This window comes from Eisenbergiella sp. OF01-20, from assembly GCF_003478085.1.
GTDB lineage: Bacteria > Bacillota > Clostridia > Lachnospirales > Lachnospiraceae > Eisenbergiella.
Genome location: NZ_QUES01000012.1, coordinates 45,692 through 64,904, shown reverse-complemented (window position 1 = coordinate 64,904; position 19,213 = coordinate 45,692). Strand labels below are relative to the sequence as shown.

Annotated in this window: 14 protein-coding genes and 3 pseudogenes; 6 read left to right on the top strand and 11 right to left on the bottom strand. The window is 46.0% G+C overall.

The annotated features are described in order from the left end of the window. Window positions 1–51: 51 nt before the first annotated feature. From flgB to DXA36_RS15295, 3 genes are all read right to left on the bottom strand, one after another. Window positions 52–435 carry a flagellar basal body rod protein FlgB gene (gene flgB, locus DXA36_RS15305; protein ID WP_118680388.1) on the bottom strand — a complete coding sequence of 128 codons (384 nt, stop codon included), beginning with the start codon at window positions 433–435 and terminating at the stop codon, window positions 52–54. 78 nt (window positions 436–513) lie between these two features. Continuing rightward, on the bottom strand, window positions 514–2,328 hold the full coding sequence (locus DXA36_RS15300) for a cell division protein FtsA (RefSeq protein WP_118680387.1): 1,815 nt from the start codon (window positions 2,326–2,328) through the stop codon (window positions 514–516). Between the two features lie 33 nt (window positions 2,329–2,361). Continuing rightward, complete coding sequence (locus DXA36_RS15295) at window positions 2,362–3,345, bottom strand: hypothetical protein (RefSeq protein ID WP_147366606.1); 984 nt, start codon at window positions 3,343–3,345, stop codon at window positions 2,362–2,364. A 178-nt stretch (window positions 3,346–3,523) separates the two neighbouring features. On the opposite strand from DXA36_RS15295, the gene DXA36_RS15290 reads away from it, so the two are divergent. Next, window positions 3,524–4,288, top strand: a complete 765-nt coding sequence (locus DXA36_RS15290) for a M23 family metallopeptidase (protein WP_118680385.1) — start codon at window positions 3,524–3,526, stop codon at window positions 4,286–4,288. Window positions 4,289–4,316: 28 nt separating this feature from the next. Then, on the top strand, window positions 4,317–4,820 hold the full coding sequence (locus tag DXA36_RS15285) for a bactofilin family protein (RefSeq protein ID WP_182479093.1): 504 nt from the start codon (window positions 4,317–4,319) through the stop codon (window positions 4,818–4,820). Window positions 4,821–4,891: 71 nt separating this feature from the next. Here DXA36_RS15285 and DXA36_RS15280 read toward each other — a convergent pair whose 3' ends face one another. After that, entirely contained in the window at window positions 4,892–6,589 is a 1,698-nt protein-coding gene (locus DXA36_RS15280) for a flagellin N-terminal helical domain-containing protein (protein WP_118680383.1), read from the bottom strand. A 511-nt stretch (window positions 6,590–7,100) separates the two neighbouring features. Here DXA36_RS15280 and DXA36_RS15275 point away from each other — a divergent pair. Both DXA36_RS15275 and DXA36_RS15270 read left to right on the top strand, forming a co-directional pair. Continuing rightward, a complete protein-coding gene (locus DXA36_RS15275; protein ID WP_118680382.1) occupies window positions 7,101–8,189 on the top strand; it encodes a site-specific integrase in 1,089 nt (362 codons plus the stop codon). Between the two features lie 91 nt (window positions 8,190–8,280). Then, window positions 8,281–9,786 carry a flagellin N-terminal helical domain-containing protein gene (locus tag DXA36_RS15270; RefSeq protein ID WP_118680381.1) on the top strand — a complete coding sequence of 502 codons (1,506 nt, stop codon included), beginning with the start codon at window positions 8,281–8,283 and terminating at the stop codon, window positions 9,784–9,786. Between the two features lie 70 nt (window positions 9,787–9,856). On the opposite strand, the gene DXA36_RS15265 is transcribed toward DXA36_RS15270, so the two are convergent. Further along, on the bottom strand, window positions 9,857–11,536 hold the full coding sequence (locus tag DXA36_RS15265) for an AAA family ATPase (protein ID WP_118680380.1): 1,680 nt from the start codon (window positions 11,534–11,536) through the stop codon (window positions 9,857–9,859). 219 nt (window positions 11,537–11,755) lie between these two features. On the opposite strand from DXA36_RS15265, the gene DXA36_RS15260 reads away from it, so the two are divergent. After that, window positions 11,756–13,414, top strand: a complete 1,659-nt coding sequence (locus DXA36_RS15260; protein ID WP_118680379.1) for a flagellin N-terminal helical domain-containing protein — start codon at window positions 11,756–11,758, stop codon at window positions 13,412–13,414. A 257-nt stretch (window positions 13,415–13,671) separates the two neighbouring features. On the opposite strand, the gene DXA36_RS15255 is transcribed toward DXA36_RS15260, so the two are convergent. From DXA36_RS15255 to DXA36_RS34425, 4 genes and pseudogenes are all read right to left on the bottom strand, one after another. Beyond that, window positions 13,672–14,628: a hypothetical protein gene (locus DXA36_RS15255; protein WP_118680378.1), complete on the bottom strand. Its 957-nt coding sequence runs from the start codon at window positions 14,626–14,628 to the stop codon at window positions 13,672–13,674. A gap of 227 nt (window positions 14,629–14,855) precedes the next feature. Next, a pseudogene (locus DXA36_RS34250) lies at window positions 14,856–15,202 on the bottom strand (recombinase); the annotation flags it as partial. A gap of 71 nt (window positions 15,203–15,273) precedes the next feature. After that, entirely contained in the window at window positions 15,274–15,954 is a 681-nt protein-coding gene (locus DXA36_RS15245; protein ID WP_147366605.1) for a hypothetical protein, read from the bottom strand. A gap of 84 nt (window positions 15,955–16,038) precedes the next feature. Beyond that, window positions 16,039–16,179, bottom strand: a pseudogene (locus tag DXA36_RS34425) (hypothetical protein); the annotation flags it as partial. A 311-nt stretch (window positions 16,180–16,490) separates the two neighbouring features. Here DXA36_RS34425 and DXA36_RS15235 point away from each other — a divergent pair. Then, on the top strand, window positions 16,491–16,790 hold the full coding sequence (locus DXA36_RS15235) for a winged helix-turn-helix domain-containing protein (RefSeq protein WP_243114670.1): 300 nt from the start codon (window positions 16,491–16,493) through the stop codon (window positions 16,788–16,790). Here the strand turns inward: DXA36_RS15235 and DXA36_RS15230 are convergent. Both DXA36_RS15230 and DXA36_RS15225 read right to left on the bottom strand, forming a co-directional pair. Further along, window positions 16,714–16,913, bottom strand: a pseudogene (locus DXA36_RS15230) (TnpV protein). The gene DXA36_RS15235 and the pseudogene DXA36_RS15230 overlap by 77 nt on opposite strands. A 262-nt stretch (window positions 16,914–17,175) precedes the next feature. Continuing rightward, window positions 17,176–19,140 carry a methyl-accepting chemotaxis protein gene (locus tag DXA36_RS15225; RefSeq protein WP_118680374.1) on the bottom strand — a complete coding sequence of 655 codons (1,965 nt, stop codon included), beginning with the start codon at window positions 19,138–19,140 and terminating at the stop codon, window positions 17,176–17,178. Window positions 19,141–19,213 lie beyond the last annotated feature (73 nt).

Sequence of the window (19,213 nt, the reverse complement as noted above, 5' to 3'; positions counted from 1 at the left end):
GATATTGTAACCAATTCTGTAAACTTTACAACTAATAGATAGTGTACTTTGTCAGTTTCCTTTTATAACCGTTCTAAGTCTGGATAAATCCTGATTAACCGCATTCAATAAATACTGATACTGATAGGTTGCCCGGGTCATTTCCACAAACTCATCCGTGGCATCCACAGTATTCCCGTCCAGTCTTTCCGTGCGGCCCTGTGTTTCCAAAACCTCACAGGGTGAATTCAGGATTGCCTCCCGGATATTCTGCCGGCCTTTTACAGCGCTCTCTTTTATACTTTTTTTCAACGCATCCTCAAAAGTCACATATTGCGCCTTGTAGCCCGGCGTATCCACATTAGCCAGGTTATTGGATATCACCTCCTGTCTTTTCCACAGACAGTCCAACGCCTTGTTCATTAATGATATCGAATTTCCATATAATCCATTCATCTATAATACCCCCAAATTGTATTATAATTTATTAATCGGCAGTCTCTGCGAATACTTAAGAGTGATACTTCGTTTTTTTTAATTTTTTTCTTCATATATAGCAATCATGTCATTTTCCCGGATTTCTCGCTGAAAGGATGCCGGAGAACCATTTACCCTGAGAATAACAGGAGCGGTTATATGATCCAGATCCAGACCGGAATACTGCAGAAAATCCATGAGATAATAAGGCATTCCGTCCGCCTTGGCCGGCAGCGTAATGGTTTTGGCATTCAGGGTAAAAGTAAGCTGTCCTTCTTCCCTGTCATCCCTTGTTTCCACCACATCCCCATTCGAAAGGAAAACATTCCCCTCTGCCGGTTTTCCATTGACCAGCAGACGGAGCATCCCCTTTTCCTTCTCCTGCGTTCCTATAATATCCGAAACGGCGGCACAGGCATCCTCCCCCCTGCCGGCCGGAACGAAAGTAATATGATCCCCTGCATGGACCAAATCGGAAATCCTGGCGTCTGCACCATTCATTTTAAGAACCGCAGGCTCCCCGGGTGTTCCGTGGAAATTCCTGGGGATTCCGTTCAGGGTAATGCGGATGCTCTTTCCCGACCGGCCTATAAAATCATTATAGGTATAACCGGACATCATCAAAACATCGGATATATGCAGAGTCCCATTGCTGAAAAGTTTAGCCGTTTTCCCGTTCAGTACCACGGAAAAGCTGTCATTTATCAGATTCAGCCCCGCGGACACAAGAATGCCAAGAGGGGTGGCATACTCCGGATCCCCGATATTCACAATATCGGAACAGGCATGTATGGAAAAATAATGCCCTGCTGCGGAAGCGCGGTTCTTGTCCATACCAAGGGCGACGGTAATCTGCTCCATCAGCCCCGGAAGCCTGCTGCCGCCTCCGGCCAGAAAGACAGCGGACGGAGGGCCTGCATTTACCTCCAGTATCCGTTTTCCGATTTCCTGTCCCAGTCTTGTGATGCTTTCTTCCAGCATGGCAAGCACCTGACCGGGGGAATACCGCTGCTCATAACCCAGAATATCCTGGAAAATGACATCCTCCGTTTTGCCAAGCTGCTGCTTTATGGCCTCGGCCGTATCAAAATCCACCAGATATGCTTTCATGATACTTTCCGTAATCTCATCACCGGCCAGTGTCGCCATCGTATAACCAACCACTTTCCCGTCCCGGCAGACCGCGATATCCGAAGTTCCCGCTCCGATATCCACCATTGCCAGATTCAGAAGCCGCAGCTTTTCCGGTATGGTAACATTAATTGCCGCAATAGGTTCCAGTGTCAGCCCTGCAACCTCCAGGCCGGCAATACGCATGGCGGAATAGAGGCTTTCCACCACCTCACCGGGCAGGAAGGTTGCCACGATATCCGCTTTGATTTTTCTCCCCTTATGTGCCAGAATACTGGATATGGGATACGCATCCAGATAATACTGGGAAACCGTATAGCCCACAAGAAAGAACTGCTTCTCCCTGTCCTCTTCCGTTTCCCCGAAAGCCTTTTGTGCTTCCTGCACGGCTCCTGCCTCCAGGCGGCTTACCGTTTCCTCCGTAATGACATCCATCCCGGGAAGCTCCAGGGTAAAGGAAGCCGCCTGGGTTATCAATGCCCTTCCGGCAGCCGCCACATAAACCTGCTCCAGCCGGCAGCCGCTTTGCTCCTCCAGCTCCTCCCGGACCCGGACGGCCACCCGGGCCACTTCCCCGATATCCTCAATCTGTCCGTCCACCATGGCCCGCTTCGAATGTTCGGCACGGGCTATGGCGATCACCTTCATTTTGTCCTCTTCCGGCACCCCCAACATGCCGATAATACTCCGTGTGCCGATATCCAGCGCAAATACCGCAGTCTTTGGCAATCCCTTTTCCATGTACTCCTCCGCCTTTTATCCGTCCGTTTCCGGTTATCCCAACGGCTCTAACGCCTCCGTCACATCATCATATTTATAGCCCACATCCCCGGAATCAAAATCCATCAGATAAGCACATTCATAAGAAAGCGTGCCATTCTCCTGCTTTTTGTAAGCGGATATCCGGTAATAGTTGGTTCCTTCCACCATAATAAGTCCGGGATTGGTTATGAACTCATAATTCTTCACCGGTTCCGACAGCGCCAGCTGTCCCTGGGACATGCCGCGCACGGTATCCTCCGCTATCTGCCTCGTGCTGATAGGCTCTTCCGGCTGTTTTTGCACCTTCTTTTTCTCTTCCTCATAAAGACGGGCCACATAGCTGTTCCAGGCCTCCTCCTTTTTTACCGCAGTTACCGTACAGGCCGTCTGTCCGGCAGTCAGCGTGATTTCCAGATAGCTGTTTTCATCGGAGGAAGGGCCTGCCAGAATGCAGCGTAACTCCCCGGAATCCTCATCCTTTTCCTCTTCCTTTGTTTCTCCCTTATCGTCCTCTTCCTCTATGGCAGGTTCGATAAAATGCTTCTCCTGCATCAGATACTCTTTATATGCCTGCAAATCCGCAGCAGCATCCTCCGCCGGATAGTAGCGGTACTGTTCCCGCTCTTCCCCGGCGGTTTCTTCCTGTGTGCCGGTTTCTTCCTGTCCTGCGGTTTCTTCCTGTGCGCCGGTTTCTTCCTGCGTTTCGGCCCCTCCCCGATCCATGGTATCTGACCGGACAGCCGTTTCTTCCGCCGCACCGGTGCTTTCCCCGCCGTCCCCGGCATCAACCGGATTTATTTCTTCAAATACGCGTTCTCCCACCACTTCCGTCAGCGATGATATGTTATCTTCTTTTGCAAAATAATAGACAGGCGGCGACGGCGGCTTCGGAACGCTGTTCTTATTCAATGACCAGATTACGGCAATACCGCCCGCCGCTGCCACAACAAAACCTGCCGCCGCTATCCCTATCCACATTTTTCTTTTCAATTTCATCACCATCCACCATCTTCTTTAATCTTATATACATTCCCGTGTCACACAACCTATATCGGCTTTTTCCGAAAAAAAATAAGACAGGAAAGAAAATATTCCTTTTTGTTTATTTTATCCTCTTTTCTGCCGATATATAAATAAATGTTTTTCCTTCTACCAAGCAAAGGAGGCCGGGTTTATGGATGATTTAGAACAGGAACGGCAGAGGAAACGGCAGCAGGCTCTGGAAGAATATCAAAAAATTATATCCTTCGAGATCTCGCCGGCCGGCCGGGAAAAACCTGTCATCAAAAAACGCCGGCGCTTTTTTCGTTTCCGGAACTGTCTTTTGCTCCTGGCCATCCTTTTTACAGCCGTCTGTTATTTCTTTATCGGCAAACAGCTGTCGGATACCAGCGAATCAAATAAAACGCTGCAAAAAGAACTGTCCAGCAGCCAGTCCAAAATCAGGGAACTGGAGGAAAGCATATCCGCCCCCCGCGAAACGGAGCCGGAATCGGAGTCTCAGGCGGAAACGCCTGCCGTTCTGCCCGATGAGCCCCAAAACTTCCGGGCCATTTATCCTCTGATGGGAAGCAGTATCATTCTGCATTCGTACGGCGAAGACATGCCTGGGGACGGTGCCGCCGTCCTTTGTATGGGCCTGGACTTTGGGATGGAGGAATCCACCCCTGTCATTGCGGCAGGAGACGGTACGGTTCTGTCTGCTGCAGAGGACGGCGATAACGGATGGTCTGTCCGGATTGACCATGGAAACGGTTATATTTCCGATTACCATTATAATAAGGAAGTAACTGTTTCCTCCGGTCAAAAAGTTAAGGCGGGAGAAACCATCGCATATACCGGCATTACCGGCAAAGACGGTATGATTCATATGGAATTTTGCACCCTCTTAAACGGTGCCTATATCAATCCGGAAGATGTACTGGAAATCAACGGATAATCTTACACAAGAAAAGGAGATCGCAATCATGTTCGGAAAATCTAACCAGGAAACCAAACCCTATCAGGAAATCCCCCCGGCAGACGTATCCCCGGCCCTGCCGCCGGAACCTTTTCCTGCCCCGGCTCCGAAACCGCCTATCCAGATAGATACCATAATCGGTGAAGGAACACGGATCGTAGGTACTCTCCACTGCAAAACCATCCTGCGGATAGACGGGATTGTGGAGGGGGATGTCCATTCGGAAAACAAGGTTGTGGTGAGTGAAAAAGGCCTGATTAAAGGAAATGTGTCCGCGGAGCATTTCACCCTGGGCGGTGAATTAAGCGGGAATGCCAAAGTACGGGGAAAGGCGGAAATCCTATCCACCGGCAAGCTGTACGGGGATATCTTGACCAAAACTCTGATCATGGATGAAAATGCGGTATTCGACGGAAAATGCACGATGACGAAGGCGGAAGAAGAAATAAAAAAGGAAGAACTTCCTGATTTACCCGGGTTGAAGGAAGTTATGGATACGAAGATACCGTAAAAAAACAATCCGGCTCCTGACGGAGCCGGACTTTTTTATGCCTGTTTTTATGAAAGTAATAACTATTGTGCTTACTGTAATAACTGAAGTACGCCCTGAGGAAGCTGGTTAGCCTGTGCAAGCATAGCCTGGGAAGCCTGAACCAGAATATTATTCTTGGTATAAGCCATCATTTCATCGGCCATGTCAACGTCACGGATACGGCTTTCTGCTGCGGTCATATTCTCAGTTGTTACACTCAGGTTGTTGATGGTATGCTCCAGACGGTTCTGGATAGCACCCAGATCACCACGGGTGGAGGATACACTGTTAATAGCCGTCTTAATCTTATCTACCGCTGCTTTTGCGCCACTCTGTGTGGAAACGTCTACGCCGCCAATACCGAGCGAATAAGAACTCATATTTCCAACAGATACGGTTAACTGATTGAAATCTTCTGCGGTATCACCGATTTGTAACGTCAGTCCGCCTGAACCGCCAACAGAGGAACTGCTTCCCGCAAGTCCGAGAATGGAAGCTGTTTTTCCGGGCTTTCCAGTAGCTCCGGCATCCGATTCACTGAAGGAAAACTGTACTTCTTTATCCCCTCCATATACCACCTTAAGACCGCCGCTCTTATCTGCGGTTACCGTAAAATCAGCGGCTGTCAATTCGTTTGCATCGCCTGCCGCATAACCTTTTGCAGTATTATAAGCTCCAATTGCAGTCCGAATATCTGTCTGCAACTGTGTAGCAACATCAGTTAAGGAAGAATCTTTTGCTACACCTGCACTAAGACTTACCTTTACCGTAGTTCCATTGATTGTCATATCAAAAGAATCACCATTAGCAAGTGCGGTGCCAAGTGTTTTTCCTGCCTCTGTTACTCCGCCAATTCCGGCGGTTCCGGAAAACAGAATGGTACCAAGTGATTTATCAACACTTGCAACCGCATTGGTAGAACCGGTCCAGCCAACAGAAGAGGAAGCACTTTCATTCTGACTTTCAATAGAGAATGTACCAGCGGCTCCATCTACAGTTACTTTTACGCTGCCGCTAAGTCCCTGTTCCTTCATTTGATCGTTAAACAATGTGGTAAGATCTTCGGCCAGACCTTTAAAGGTATCGGGAGTACCAGCCTGTAAATCCACATGAATTTTATCGAATACCTTTTTGGCATCACCCTTCGTCCAGTCAATAGTCAATGTCTGTCCGTCCACATCAAAGCTATCGGTTCCGGCTACGAGATTTACACCACTTAAATCTGCTTTCGCTGATCCGGCTGCACCTGTAGCTTTTGCTGAAGTGAAATCAGAAATATTTCTTCCTATGGTTACACTGCCAGTTGAAGAAGTTGCTCCTCCAGCCAGGGAACCATCCAGAAGGTTAATACCATTAAAGTTTGTACCTTCGGAAATACGGTCAATTTCATCCTTCAGGGACTGAACTTCCTTCTGCAGGTTTGCACGGTCAACATCATTATCATAAGTACCGTTAGCAGACTGGTCAGCCAGTTCCACCATACGGTTCAGCATGGAGTGAACTTCTGTCAGAGCGCCTTCAGCTGTCTGAACGAGGGAAATACCGTCATTGGCGTTCTTCTGTGCGGTTTCCAGACCTGTGATCTGTGCACGCATTTTTTCGGAAATAGCCAGACCGGCTGCGTCATCCCCTGCACGGTTGATGCGGTAACCGGAAGACAGTTTCTCCAGGTTCTTGGATACGGCATTGTTATTTCCTGTCAGGTTACGGTAAGAGTTTAATGCTGCGATGTTGTGTTGGATTCTCATATAATTTCCTCCTTGAAAAATACCCGGGGCTTCCCTGCCCCTTCTGGGTTTCCTTCCGGTTTTTGATCATTGGGAAGGAATGATTAAAAGTTTCTTTCCTACGTGAATAGGAAGGTGGCAGATGTTACCCTGCCTGTTTGTTACTTGACGCGTCAAACACCGATAAATAAAGCACTTCAGCCTTGTGCACATAATGTAGAAGTTTATTTATCATGTTCACTTAAGATATCGTCGTATTCCGAAAAAATATAAGGGGAGAAAAATAAAAAATAAAAATATTTGCAGAATCCCTTAAAATAGGGCTTTTAGACAAGCTTTTTCTACAGTACTATAGTAGTACCGGCTTTATTTCCATAAAGGTCTTTTTTTCAGGGAAAAGCAGTATCCTATCTTTTCTCCTTTCCGATTTGAGTACCGGATAAGTACTTGCGGAAAAGAAAATGTAAGACTGAAAAAGAGAAAAATCCTGTCCTATATGGAAGTTAGCGATACATAAGAGGAGGAAAGAAATATGCCAACATATTTCAATGAAAATGCACAGACCTGGTACTGTAAATTTTATTACAGAGATTTTATGGGAAGGCATCGGCAAAAGAAAAAGGGAGGATTTAAGCTGCAGAAAGAAGCCAGGGAATGGGAACGTGCTTTTATCAGGCAGAATGAAGGGGGACCTGATATAACTTTTAATGATTTGTATGCAATATATGCAAATGATATGGGGCATCGCTTGCGCCGCTCCACCCTGATAACGAAAGAACATCTTGTACGCACGAAAATACTTCCTTATTTCGGAGAATTTCCTGTTAACCAAATAGGGGCACATACCATTCGGGAATGGCAGAATATTATGTGGGACTATAAAGATTCACATGGCATTGGATATTCCCAAACATATTTAAAAGCTATGAATAACCAGCTTTCCGCTATTTTTAATTACGCGGTCCGTTACTTTCAGCTGACTTCCAATCCATGTCACGCAGCTGGAAGCATGGGGAAAAAACAGGCAGAACAAAATCAATTCTGGAGTCCAAAAGAATTCCATATTTTTCTGGATTATCTGCGGGAGAATACGGAAATGCATCTGTTATTTTCACTGCTCTATTATACCGGTATTCGAATTGGAGAACTTCTGGCCCTAACTCTGGCTGATTTTTATAAGGAACAGGGGATTATAAATATCAATAAATCCTATCATCGTATTAATGGCCAGGATTTTATAACGCCGCCCAAAACGCCCAAAAGCTTACGCGTTGTTGCTCTTCCCGAATTTTTGCAGCTACAGCTGGAATCATTTGTAAAAGAAAAAGGAATCAGCAGGCCTTCGGAACGTCTGTTTAACTGTACTAAATATTATATTTCGAAATATATGACGGAGGCCTGTCAGCAATCCGGGGTAGCCAAAATCCGCATTCATGATCTCAGGCACAGCCATGCAAGCCTGCTTATTGAACGTGGGTTCAGCCCTTTGCTGATTGCAGAAAGGCTGGGGCATGAGAATATCGAAACAACCCTGAACACCTACAGCCATTTATATCCTCACCGGCAAGCGGAGCTTGCACAAAACCTGCAGGAAATTTATCAATACTACGAAGATTTGTAATATATCATTTCCTTCTTTAATCATTCCTTCCCAATGGAGGGAAATTTACCGGAGGCAGGGAGGCCTCTGGGTATTTCAAGGAGGAAATTATATGAGAATCCAACACAACATCGCAGCATTAAACTCTTACCGTAACCTGACAGGAAATAACAATGCCGTAGCCAAGAACCTGGAGAAACTGTCTTCCGGTTACCGTATCAACCGCGCCGGTGATGATGCAGCCGGTCTGGCTATTTCCGAAAAAATGCGTGCACAGATCACAGGTCTGGAAACCGCACAGAAGAACGCCAATGACGGTATTTCCCTCGTTCAGACAGCTGAAGGCGCTCTGACAGAAGTTCACTCCATGCTGAACCGTATGATTGAGCTGGCTGACCAGTCTGCAAATGGCACCTATGATAATGAAACCGACCGTGCAAACCTGCAGAAAGAAGTACAGTCTTTGAAGGACGAAATTGACCGTATTTCTGAAGGAACTAACTTTAACGGTATTAACCTTCTGGATGGTTCTTTGGGTACGGGAACCACTGGCGCGAAGATAAGCGTAGCCGCTGGAACAGGTGCCGGAAAACTTGTAGATGCCGTTGATTTTTCAGTATCAGGTCTGGAAGCAGGGAAAACTATTACAATAGCTGCCGCTGCCAAAGGTACAGCTTCTTCAATAACAGCTGATGCGTCTGGAAACATTACTCTTACATTAGATGGTGATAAAGCAAAAACATATACACAGGCAGACATTGATAAATTGATTAATGATGCTACGCTTCCTGCATCTGCATCCGGTTTGAAGATTGAAATCAGCACTGATATTAAATTCGAGGATGATGGCGCAGGTACAGTTGCAGCTGCTACCACAATTGCTGATGCTAAAAATGCGACAGCAACAGGGGGTGGTGTAACGGTAACATCAGGAAGTGCCGGAGTGGATACAAGGACACTTACCTTTGCAGCCGCAGGTACTATTGGTGCAACAATAAATGCTGCTAATGGAAATGTGGCTCTTAATCTTGATGCAGCTAAAGCTTATACAGCAAGTGAAGTGAATGCAATTCTTGCTAAAGCCGGTGCTAATATGACCGTTTCCTATGAAGGTACATTAACAGGAACCGCTCTTGCCGGAAAGGGTGGCGGAACGGATACGGACGGTATATATGCGTTAGGCGCTGACGGAACAGCAGGTGCCGGTCTTGCAGCTGGTGGCGGCCTGGAATTACAGATTGGTGATACGGCTGAATCCTTTAACCAGCTTACAGTAAAAGTAGGAAACATGAGTTCTGTGGCATTAGGAATAGGAGCTATTGATATTTCTACACAGTCAGGAGCAAAGGCAGCAGTAGATTTAATAAAGAATGCGATTAACTCTGTATCCTCCACCCGTGGTGATCTGGGCGCTATCCAGAATCGTTTAGAGCATACCATCAACAACCTGAGTGTGACAACGGAGAATATGACAGCTGCAGAAAGCCGCATCCGTGACGTCGACATGGCGGATGAAATGATGGCTTATACCAAAAACAATATTCTGGTTCAGGCTTCCCAGGCTATGCTCGCACAGGCAAACCAGGTACCTCAGGGCGTACTTCAGTTATTACAGTAATAAGCTCAGGTAACCTGAAATTAAGAAATTAAGTATAGCCCTTCCGGGATCCTCCGGAAGGGCTATTTCATTATCCTTTTATTACCATACACTCTTTTCTGTAAAAACAGATCCCGTACTTCAGAATCGTTTGATATCCTTCTTTTTCCGGCTCCATGGTATAGCATTGCGTTTCAATTTGTTCCAGAGCTTTCCGGCAGCCATTTTCCATTTTCCCATACTCGTTTACCACCTTTAATTCCAAAATAATCGCCGCACCGCGTATGCTTGCGGTTTTCAGGATAATATCCGGCCTTCCAAATCCGGTTTCGGGATTGGATATTACTCTGTATTTCTGCTGGACTTTTAGTAATCCTGTTAAAAAGCCATGATAATAGTTTTCCGCATAATCATAGAAGCTTATGGACTCCTGCAGGCAGGAAGAAATTTCTTCCGCCATTGTCTGGACATCCCCCTGCTCAAGAGCGGAAATAAGTTTGTTCAAATCCTTCTTTTCTATTTTCTTAACGAACCAGTTTCGGATTGTATTTTTATAAATATATTTCACCTCAGCATTTGGAAGTGCCATCGTAATATATTCTGTCTCCGCCTCAAGTTTCCTGGATACCATCCGCAGATAACCTGTAAAGAAAAGGAAATTCCACAAATTATCCTCGGAATCGTAGATATTGTCATAGGTAATGTCTTCATGCACCGGCTTTTCAATCGTACCGCCTTCAATCAGGATTTCCAGTTCCCCTTTAACAGAAATATCAGCCCGCTCAACCAGGCTTTTTACAATATCATTAGAACTGGTATTTGCCCAGTACGGCGAAGGGATTACACCTGCATTTTCACTGGATGCATCCAGAAAGCTGATAACGCTCCACGGATTGTAGACTTCTGTCTCTCCGAAACGATAGCCGTCGTACCATTCTTTTACCGTATGGAATTTATCGAGCCTTCCGTAATCTGTAAGCAGCTGCTGTGTTTCTTCCGGGGTAAAGCCAAAATATTCATCATACTGACCACATAAAATAGAGTTTATTTTCAGATTGTTCAATCCTATAAAAATGGATTCCCTGGTAATTCGCAGGCAGCCTGTAATTACGCCGAATTCCAGGAAGGGGTTGGTTTTCAATGCCGCTTCGAATAAGGAACGGATAAATCCTGCCATTTCTTCATAAAATCCATTGAAGTGTGCATTTTCTAAAGGAACATCATATTCGTCTATTAATATGATAGCTTTTTCTCCTGTGCTTTCCCGCAGAACTTCACTCAAAAATTTAAGCGCTCCCGAAAATTCATCCTCCGATGCGGTTTCGTTCAATATCCTGCGGTATCTTACTGCTTTTTCCGGATGGAGGGACTCTGTTATTTGCCGGTGACGGTCAAATTCTCCTGCTAATTCCCTACGTAATTTATGATAGGCCGACTGATAGGTCTTTTGCTTTGCCGACTTAAGTGACAGGCTGATAACCGGATACTTTCCCATCTTTTTAAGATAGCTTTCTCCGCTGTTTGTAATGGCAAGCCCATCAAACAGCCTTTTGTTCTTTTCCTTTTGCTCCGGGCTGCCGCTGTCTTCAAAAAAGTACTTCAACATACTCATATTCAAGGTCTTACCAAACCGTCTCGGACGGGTAAACAAGGTAACATCCCCTTTTTTATCAAGAAGTTCCTTTATAAATAATGTTTTATCTACATAGTAGTAACCATTTTGAATTAATTTTCCAAAATCATCTACACCGACGGGTAATGGTTTTTTCATATCCTGTATTCTCCTTGCCACGGCTTCTATCAATAAGGCGCTGGAATGATAATTGTAATGCTTGTTTTCATCATATCATATTCCTTCAAGGACTGCCAGCGGGCGGCGGCACAGGGGGCGTAAACGGGACATTTAATAGTTCCTTCCCTATGATCAAAAACCGGAAGGAAACCCAGAAGGGGCAGGGAAGCCCCGGGTACTTTTCAAGGAGGAAATTATATGAGAATCCAACACAACATCGCAGCATTAAACTCTTACCGTAACCTGACAGGAAATAACAATGCCGTAGCCAAGAACCTGGAGAAGCTGTCTTCCGGTTACCGTATCAACCGTGCAGGGGATGACGCAGCCGGTCTGGCTATTTCCGAAAAAATGCGCGCGCAGATCACAGGTCTGGAAACCGCACAGAAGAACGCCAATGACGGTATTTCCCTCGTTCAGACAGCTGAAGGCGCTCTGACAGAAGTTCACTCCATGCTGAACCGTATGGTGGAACTGGCTGACCAGTCTGCTAACGGTACCTATGACAATGAAACAGACCGTGCAAACCTGCAGAAAGAAGTGCAGTCCCTGAAGGATGAAATCGACCGTATTTCCGAGGGTACTAATTTCAACGGAATCAACCTGCTGGATGGTTCTCTGGAAGGCGGATCCAATGGAGCAAACGGTATTGTCGGCGGTGTCATTGCCAACTTTAAACCGGCGTCTACCGCTGCTATAACCGGTATTGATGCTTCTGCTGCAGGCGCCATTGATTACACCAAAAAAGATGTCATAACAGTAGATGGCGTAAATGTTGAGGTAGACTGGTCCACATTAACTGCTGAAGAAAAATCGGCATTGGAAATTGATTGGACAGGCAATAGTTCTGATGCGGTATCCAAGAAAGCTGCATCTATAATTCAAAACAAAATTAATGAGTCCATTTCAAAGACAAATGCACAGAATGGTACTAATGTTGCAAATGTAAAAGTGGAAGCACAAACTGGTGGTAAGACCTTCAAGATTACCAGTGGAATGGAAAATAACGGAGCTTCTGAAATTGTTGTCACGGGAGACCCCACAACTGACAAGTCTGTATTAGGCTCTCTCGGAGCACAGGATGCATCTGCAACCAAGGCTTCCGCTACCCATACATTAAAGATCACCCCCACAGACGGAAACGGAAAATTCAATATGACCCTTAACGGGGAATCTATTGAAATTGATTTGACCGCATTAGCTGCCGGTGATGATGGCAATGCTATTGCCACAAAATTGAATGCAGCTATCCAGACAGCATTAGGCAACTATGATACAGCAAAAGGAACCACCGGTACTGATGACGCAGTAGCTGGAAAAATTTCTGTTTCCTTCAATAAGAGCGGACAGCTTGAAATTAATAACAGCACAGATATCAAGATCGGATTTGAAGACAAAGATGGCGGAACCGCTGCAAAGACTCTGGGAATTTCAGCACAGGGCAAAGCAATATACGGCGGCGGCCTGACCCTTCAGATTGGTGATACCTCTGCAGATTTCAATCAGCTGACCGTATCGGTAAGCGCTATGGACAGCAACTCCCTCGGAATTGCTGGTGTTGATATCAGCACACAGTCCGGTGCAAAAGCCGCAGTGGATCTGATTAAATCCGCTATTGATAAAGTATCTTCCACCCGTGGTGATCTGGGCGCTATCCAGAACCGTCTGGAGCATACCATCAACAACCTGAGTGTAACAACCGAGAATATGACAGCTGCAGAAAGCCGTATCCGTGACGTTGACATGGCAGATGAAATGATGGCTTACACCAAGAACAATATTCTGGTTCAGGCTTCTCAGGCCATGCTTGCTCAGGCAAATCAGGTACCGCAGGGCGTGCTTCAGTTATTACAGTAATATACCCAATCGGTAGTCTGAATATAGTTTATTAAGAGTACGGCCCCTCTGAATGATTTCAGAGGGGTCATTTTTATTATGGGCCGGATAGACCCAGTTGCATACGTTTCCGTTATTTTGTTCATGTTGAAAGATACAAGCCATTTTTGCGGGTATGTAAATGCCCTAAATGTCTACATATCCTGTTTGAAATTAAAAGAAGCCACGGCGCAATTACCGTGACTTCATTAATTTTGAAGCGTTATTGTAGCAGGCGTTTATCCGTCTACCCGTTTCAGTAGTCGTATACATAGATATGACAAATAGGGCGATACCGTTTTCTTTTGCCCAAAATCCCAACCTTTGAATTTTTGGTAGACCGATTCGGGAATAAACATACCGTCTGCGTTCTGTTTCCCTTGTATCAAATCTATCATTTCGCAAAATCGTGAATCAGTTTTTACAAAATCAAACTTGCTTAATAAGTCGGCAACACTCACAATGTCATACCACATGGCGGGTGCTTTCAGTTTGCGGAAGTCTGTACCCATATAAAACATATACGGATGCTGTTCAAGGCTGTTTTCCCATAGAGATAGTATAACCTCTATCCCGCCCTTTGCAACATCGCTGTTTCGACATTCCTCAATCTCGTATAATAGTTTTAACATGATAAGCGTTGCAAACGGGCAACAATCGTTTTTCCGTCCGGGGCCTCTGAATGTTCCGTGTTCTTCCGATACCGAACAGGGAAAACCTTGTTCTCTGTATAGGCTTAACAGGTGTTCCACGCCTTGCTTGATATGTTGCTGATAATCAATCTTGGCTTTTACTAATGCCATAAGTAATAAAGGCGCGTCACATAAGCACCAGCCGAAAACATCTTCGCCCTTGCCGCCGTAGTGCGGCGGTATGTTTGTCATTGACTGATATACTCCGTTCTTGTCTTTGTGGCTCATTATCTGCTTAACTGCGCTTTCAATTTCGGGTATATCCGTTTCAAGCCCAATATCAAGAAGGAATAACAGTTTGTGTATTGATAAATCGGGGTCTTTATGATTGCTAACTATTGCATTGTGGAAATTGGCAATATCGTTAAGGTATGAGAGGATTTTTCTGTCTTTCAATACTTCATTTTTCAAGTCTAATAAATCCTCTCTGCTTTCATTGAGAAGATTTATTCTGATTGCGTATTGTAGCCACGGCTCACTTATTGATAAGAGTTGTTCAAGCATAAGATAACCTCGATGTAAAATGCGACTTTATCACAACATATTTTACCATAATTTACGGTATAAATCCAGTTCTTATCCTGTTCTCCGTTTCCGACAGCGAAATGGCAACGGCAAAAATCCAGACGGTCAAGGGTTTAAGGGTGGAGATTTTTTCGCGCCCTTTGCAAAAAAATACTACTCGTCCTTGACGGTCTGGATAGTCGGAACGGACGTAGAACGAGGATTTTTTTCAGCGGGAAGTATTCCTCTGCGTACTTTTGCGATAGCTGTTCATAGCGATCCGGCTCGATGGCTCCGAGGGCGTTGTCCTCATACAGCTTATCCATTACCTTTTCAATTTGTTCCAGCCAGTGCGTTATCTGTGGGATACGTTTCTGCTGTTTCTTCATTTCGTCCTCTGTCCTTTGGCAAGGCTGTTTTTCACCAACGCTTCAAACCCGGCTCTGTCGGCTAAGGAATACTTTGCTATCTTCCGTAAAACTTCCGCTATGTTCTGCATGACAATATCCACATTAACGCGGTGCGGTGAATGACATTTAGGGTGTCTGGCTTTGCCCTTGGCGTATTCACTACATCTTGCTGATGTCCCTTGCGTACCACTCTGACATTAGTCGCCCCATATGCAGTTGTTTTGTGGATAGTCATTTATTTTCCTTCCTCTAAGTCAAAGTGTTTTGCTAAAATCGACAGCATTTCTTCTCGTGTGTCGGTATCAAAATCGGAGCGAGTATATGAGAAGAATCCAGTATGCTCCCAGTCGATCTCTACTGGAGGATGATATAGCGCCCATGAATTAAAGTTCCTTAAAGTAGCTTCTGGATCGGGGCATTTTTTGATCTGATCCATCATAAATTTTTTGTCGGGGTCGTCTCGATCAAAGAATCGGGTGGCACATATATCCGCTGGATCACAGAGGAGGATAGCAACACGATTATAGGACGAGATCTCACGCAATACGTCGGGAGGAATATTTGTATCAACAACAACTTTTCTTCCGGATGCCGCCAGTTTTATCAACTCCAAAATCTCAATTTCTACACATTCATTGGAGACTTGATTATACCAGTTCCAATGTTCTTCCGGGGTCATATTTAACCATTCCTGCCAACCACTCATGGTATCAAAATAGCATAGTCCTGGTTGCTTCCAACGGGAAAGTTTATTTTGAGGAAATACATCATGGTAGTTTTCGCCGCAATGAATCATATCATATCGTTCAGCTAACATCTTGACCATTGTAGATTTACCCGCATAACTATGCCCGTTTATAAAGTAAACATTTTGTAAATAATGCTTTATTAGATTGTCGCTTAATTGTATTTTCATCTTTTCTCCAATCTGAAAGCTTCTCGCAAACTCTGCAAAAGCACGAATACGGGGCTTATCGAGCATACATCCGGTGCAAGGAAATTCAGAACATTTCCAACAACCGTTCAACCCTTTTAGTATACAACAGTTATAGTTTTTGCACCAGCCGTAGCTTTCATTATTGTGCCGCCTCCCATTCTGCTGTGCACAGTCTGACTGGTTGCTGACGCTTGGTACGATCATCACTCACAGCTCTCGTGGCAATCTCAAACAACTTGTCGCTGAGCTGCCATTTATCTCGTGCGCGATTATACCCGTCAAAGAGCGCAAAAGCGGTAGCACCAAGGGTATATACGTTCGTAATTTCATCAATATCGGCTCCGAGCTGATATTCCACCGGGGATTGGAAGCGAGAGCTGCCCGAACGGAATCGCCCAATATACAGACGAGCATGCTTTATCGAAAGTTGGGGGCGAGGCATTGAGAAAATCTGCTCCGCTTGTAAAAATGACGGTGTGCCGCAGCCTACCTACACCGTCAATCCCGGCGATATTATGATAGAGTTTACAGCACCGGAGGATCGAGTTATTCGTTCCGGCAAGGTGACTGCTAGAGTGCCTGTAAAGGTGACTGATCCGGTGACTGATAACGAGCGTGATTTATTGTTGCTTCTTGCAGAAGATCCCGGCTACACAATGCCGAAACTTTCTGAGAAAATGGGCATCAGCAGGAAAACGGTGGCACAAAGGTTGAAGCAGCTTAAAGAAAAAGGCATTATCAATTGTACCGACGCACCCATTCTATCTGGTCAGCCGCTTTCAGCGCCTCAGTCACACCCTCCTGCTTCGCCATAGCAGATACAATAATTTCCATCCGCTCGTTGCAGGACTGGTCAATTTCAGCCAGGTGCTTGAACAAAGTGCCTGATGTTTGGTGTAAAGCACCTTGTGGTGTTCCTTCAGATAGCGCCTGCGCATGCGCCCATATTTACCGAGCTAGTAATCGCCGGTATCCGGCAGGACAAGGTTGGGAATGAGGTAATCACTCTCCTGGCGGTATGTGCCGCCCATTTCCTCAAATAATGGGAAGGGAGATCAGGATGCCGCAGGGCACAAAGAGCCGTCTGCCCTGTTGCAAAAAACCTAACCCTCTCCCCCACACAGAAACCCCTCCGGAAAGCTTTCACTTCCCGGAGGGGTTTCTGTTCTCTCTATACTTCATTACAATTAGGGGGCATTTTTACATAGAACGGAGTTTGAATTTTCCTACCAGAGACTTAAGCATCTGGGCCTGGCCGGAAAGCTCTTCGCTCGCTGCGGCACTCTCCTCTGCCGTAGCAGAATTAGACTGTACCACACCGGATATCTGTTCAATACCGGTTGTCACCTGGGAAATGGCATTTGCCTGTTCTTTGGCGTCTTCCGATATCTTTCCTACCGTAACGGACACAGATTTTGCCACATCCACGATTTCCACTAAGGAACCGGCTGTTTCATTTGCATAGCCGAAGCCTTTTTCCACCGCCTGGACCGTTCCGGCAATCAGGGCCGCCGTATTCTTAGAAGCTTCCGCTGATTTGCTGGCAAGGTTCCTGACTTCGTCCGCAACAACGGCAAAGCCTTTTCCGGCTGTTCCGGCTCTGGCGGCCTCTACGGCGGCATTCAGTGCCAGGATATTCGTCTGGAAAGCGATATCCTCTATCGTTTTAATGATTTTACTGATTTCCACTGATTTAGAACGGATCTCTTCCATAGCGGAAAGCATATCTTTCATCTGCCGGTCACAGGCCTGGACCCTGCTGCCCGCTATCTGGACCTGTTTATCCGCATCCAGCGTGCTCGCGGCTGTATTCGTGGAATATCTGGAAATGTCATTGATAGTAGCGGCCAGCTCTTCCACGGAGGAAGCCTGTTCCGTTGCGCCTCTGGATAACACCTGGGCGCCGTCCGCCACCTGGGAAGCTCCGCTTGCCACCTGCTCGGAGGCAATATTTATCTGATGCATGGTGCTGTTCAATTTGTTAAGAATCTCATTAATAGCTACGGCTATGGGCTGGAAATCCCCAATATACAGTTCATTTTTCTCAATTTTCAAATCCAGGTTTCCGGATGCCAGCGCCGTAAGCCCATTGGAAAGATCCAGCACAAGCCCCTTCAGGGATTCCACAATGCGCTTTGTGGCATCCGAAAGCTGCCCCGTTTCATCCTTTGCAAGGATTTCCTCTACCTCTGACTCCAAATCCCCCTGGGCAAGCCGGTTCAGGCGATCCGCACATATCCGGATAGGCCTGCCGATACCGTTTGCAAGAAATAGTGCCAGGAAAAAAGCGGCAATAAGTGCCACAACCACCAGCATAGCAATGATAAATATCCCGGTATAGGTAGCATTCATAAAATCTATTTTCGGAGCGTTTACCGCAATACTCCATCCATCTGTTCCGGGTACAGGCGCATAAGCCATCACCTTTCTTACCCCGTCATAGTCATATTCCCCTGCCCCGCTTTCTCCGTTTACCATTTTCTGTTCCAGTTCGGCCAGAGGCTGCAGCGACGGATCCTTTTGTGCATCCCGGGTGGTATTTTCCCGTCCGGTTACATTAGAGGTATTGCTGTGGGCAATGGTATAGCCTTCTTTATCCAGAATATAAGCTTTACCGTTTTCGTTTACATTGATAGAGCCTGCAATATCGCATAAAAAGCCTTCCTTAGAGGTAAAGCAGACCACTCCGATTATCCGGGAATCCGGTACTCCGTTTTCCCACAAAGGCGCCGCCATCACAAGATACAGTTCCCCGTCCGTGGCCGGTGCAGCAACTGCCTTTCCCTGGAGCGCCTGCTGGAAGTATTCTTTATCGGAATAATCCTTACGGTCAAAAATACTGATTCCCTTCGTATCAAGGATATCTCCTTTGGAAAAATTACTGACACTCATGCTTTGTTCTATCAATTTCTGTTTTTCATTCACTCCTATGGATGGATCGGCAAGACTGTCCATATGGCCCGCCTCCGTTACCACATTCAGGCTGGCCTGCAGCTCCTGTTCCACCCTGTCGGCGGCAATACCTGCCGTTACCTTCATCAAATCCCGGAGTGTAGCCATGGTAGCCGAATAATTCTGCCAGATGCCAATCAAACCTACCACCAGGACAGATACGGTTACAGCCGATATCATAATTACCAGTATTTTATCCCTAATCCGTTTCATCTTAACTCCCTCTGCGCAACCTGCGCCTGTTTATAGCCGGAGCGGCAAAGCCCCTGTTCCTTCTGTCGTTTTA

Coding starts and splice junctions, on each gene's coding strand:
- flgB (WP_118680388.1), bottom strand. CDS start 435: ATGAATGGATTATATGGAAATTCGATATCATTAATGAACAAGGCGTTG.
- DXA36_RS15300 (WP_118680387.1), bottom strand. CDS start 2,328: ATGGAAAAGGGATTGCCAAAGACTGCGGTATTTGCGCTGGATATCGGC.
- DXA36_RS15295 (WP_147366606.1), bottom strand. CDS start 3,345: ATGAAATTGAAAAGAAAAATGTGGATAGGGATAGCGGCGGCAGGTTTT.
- DXA36_RS15290 (WP_118680385.1), top strand. CDS start 3,524: ATGGATGATTTAGAACAGGAACGGCAGAGGAAACGGCAGCAGGCTCTG.
- DXA36_RS15285 (WP_182479093.1), top strand. CDS start 4,317: ATGTTCGGAAAATCTAACCAGGAAACCAAACCCTATCAGGAAATCCCC.
- DXA36_RS15280 (WP_118680383.1), bottom strand. CDS start 6,589: ATGAGAATCCAACACAACATCGCAGCATTAAACTCTTACCGTAACCTG.
- DXA36_RS15275 (WP_118680382.1), top strand. CDS start 7,101: ATGCCAACATATTTCAATGAAAATGCACAGACCTGGTACTGTAAATTT.
- DXA36_RS15270 (WP_118680381.1), top strand. CDS start 8,281: ATGAGAATCCAACACAACATCGCAGCATTAAACTCTTACCGTAACCTG.
- DXA36_RS15265 (WP_118680380.1), bottom strand. CDS start 11,536: ATGAAAAAACCATTACCCGTCGGTGTAGATGATTTTGGAAAATTAATT.
- DXA36_RS15260 (WP_118680379.1), top strand. CDS start 11,756: ATGAGAATCCAACACAACATCGCAGCATTAAACTCTTACCGTAACCTG.
- DXA36_RS15255 (WP_118680378.1), bottom strand. CDS start 14,628: ATGCTTGAACAACTCTTATCAATAAGTGAGCCGTGGCTACAATACGCA.
- DXA36_RS15245 (WP_147366605.1), bottom strand. CDS start 15,954: ATGAAAATACAATTAAGCGACAATCTAATAAAGCATTATTTACAAAAT.
- DXA36_RS15235 (WP_243114670.1), top strand. CDS start 16,491: ATGATAGAGTTTACAGCACCGGAGGATCGAGTTATTCGTTCCGGCAAG.
- DXA36_RS15225 (WP_118680374.1), bottom strand. CDS start 19,140: ATGAAACGGATTAGGGATAAAATACTGGTAATTATGATATCGGCTGTA.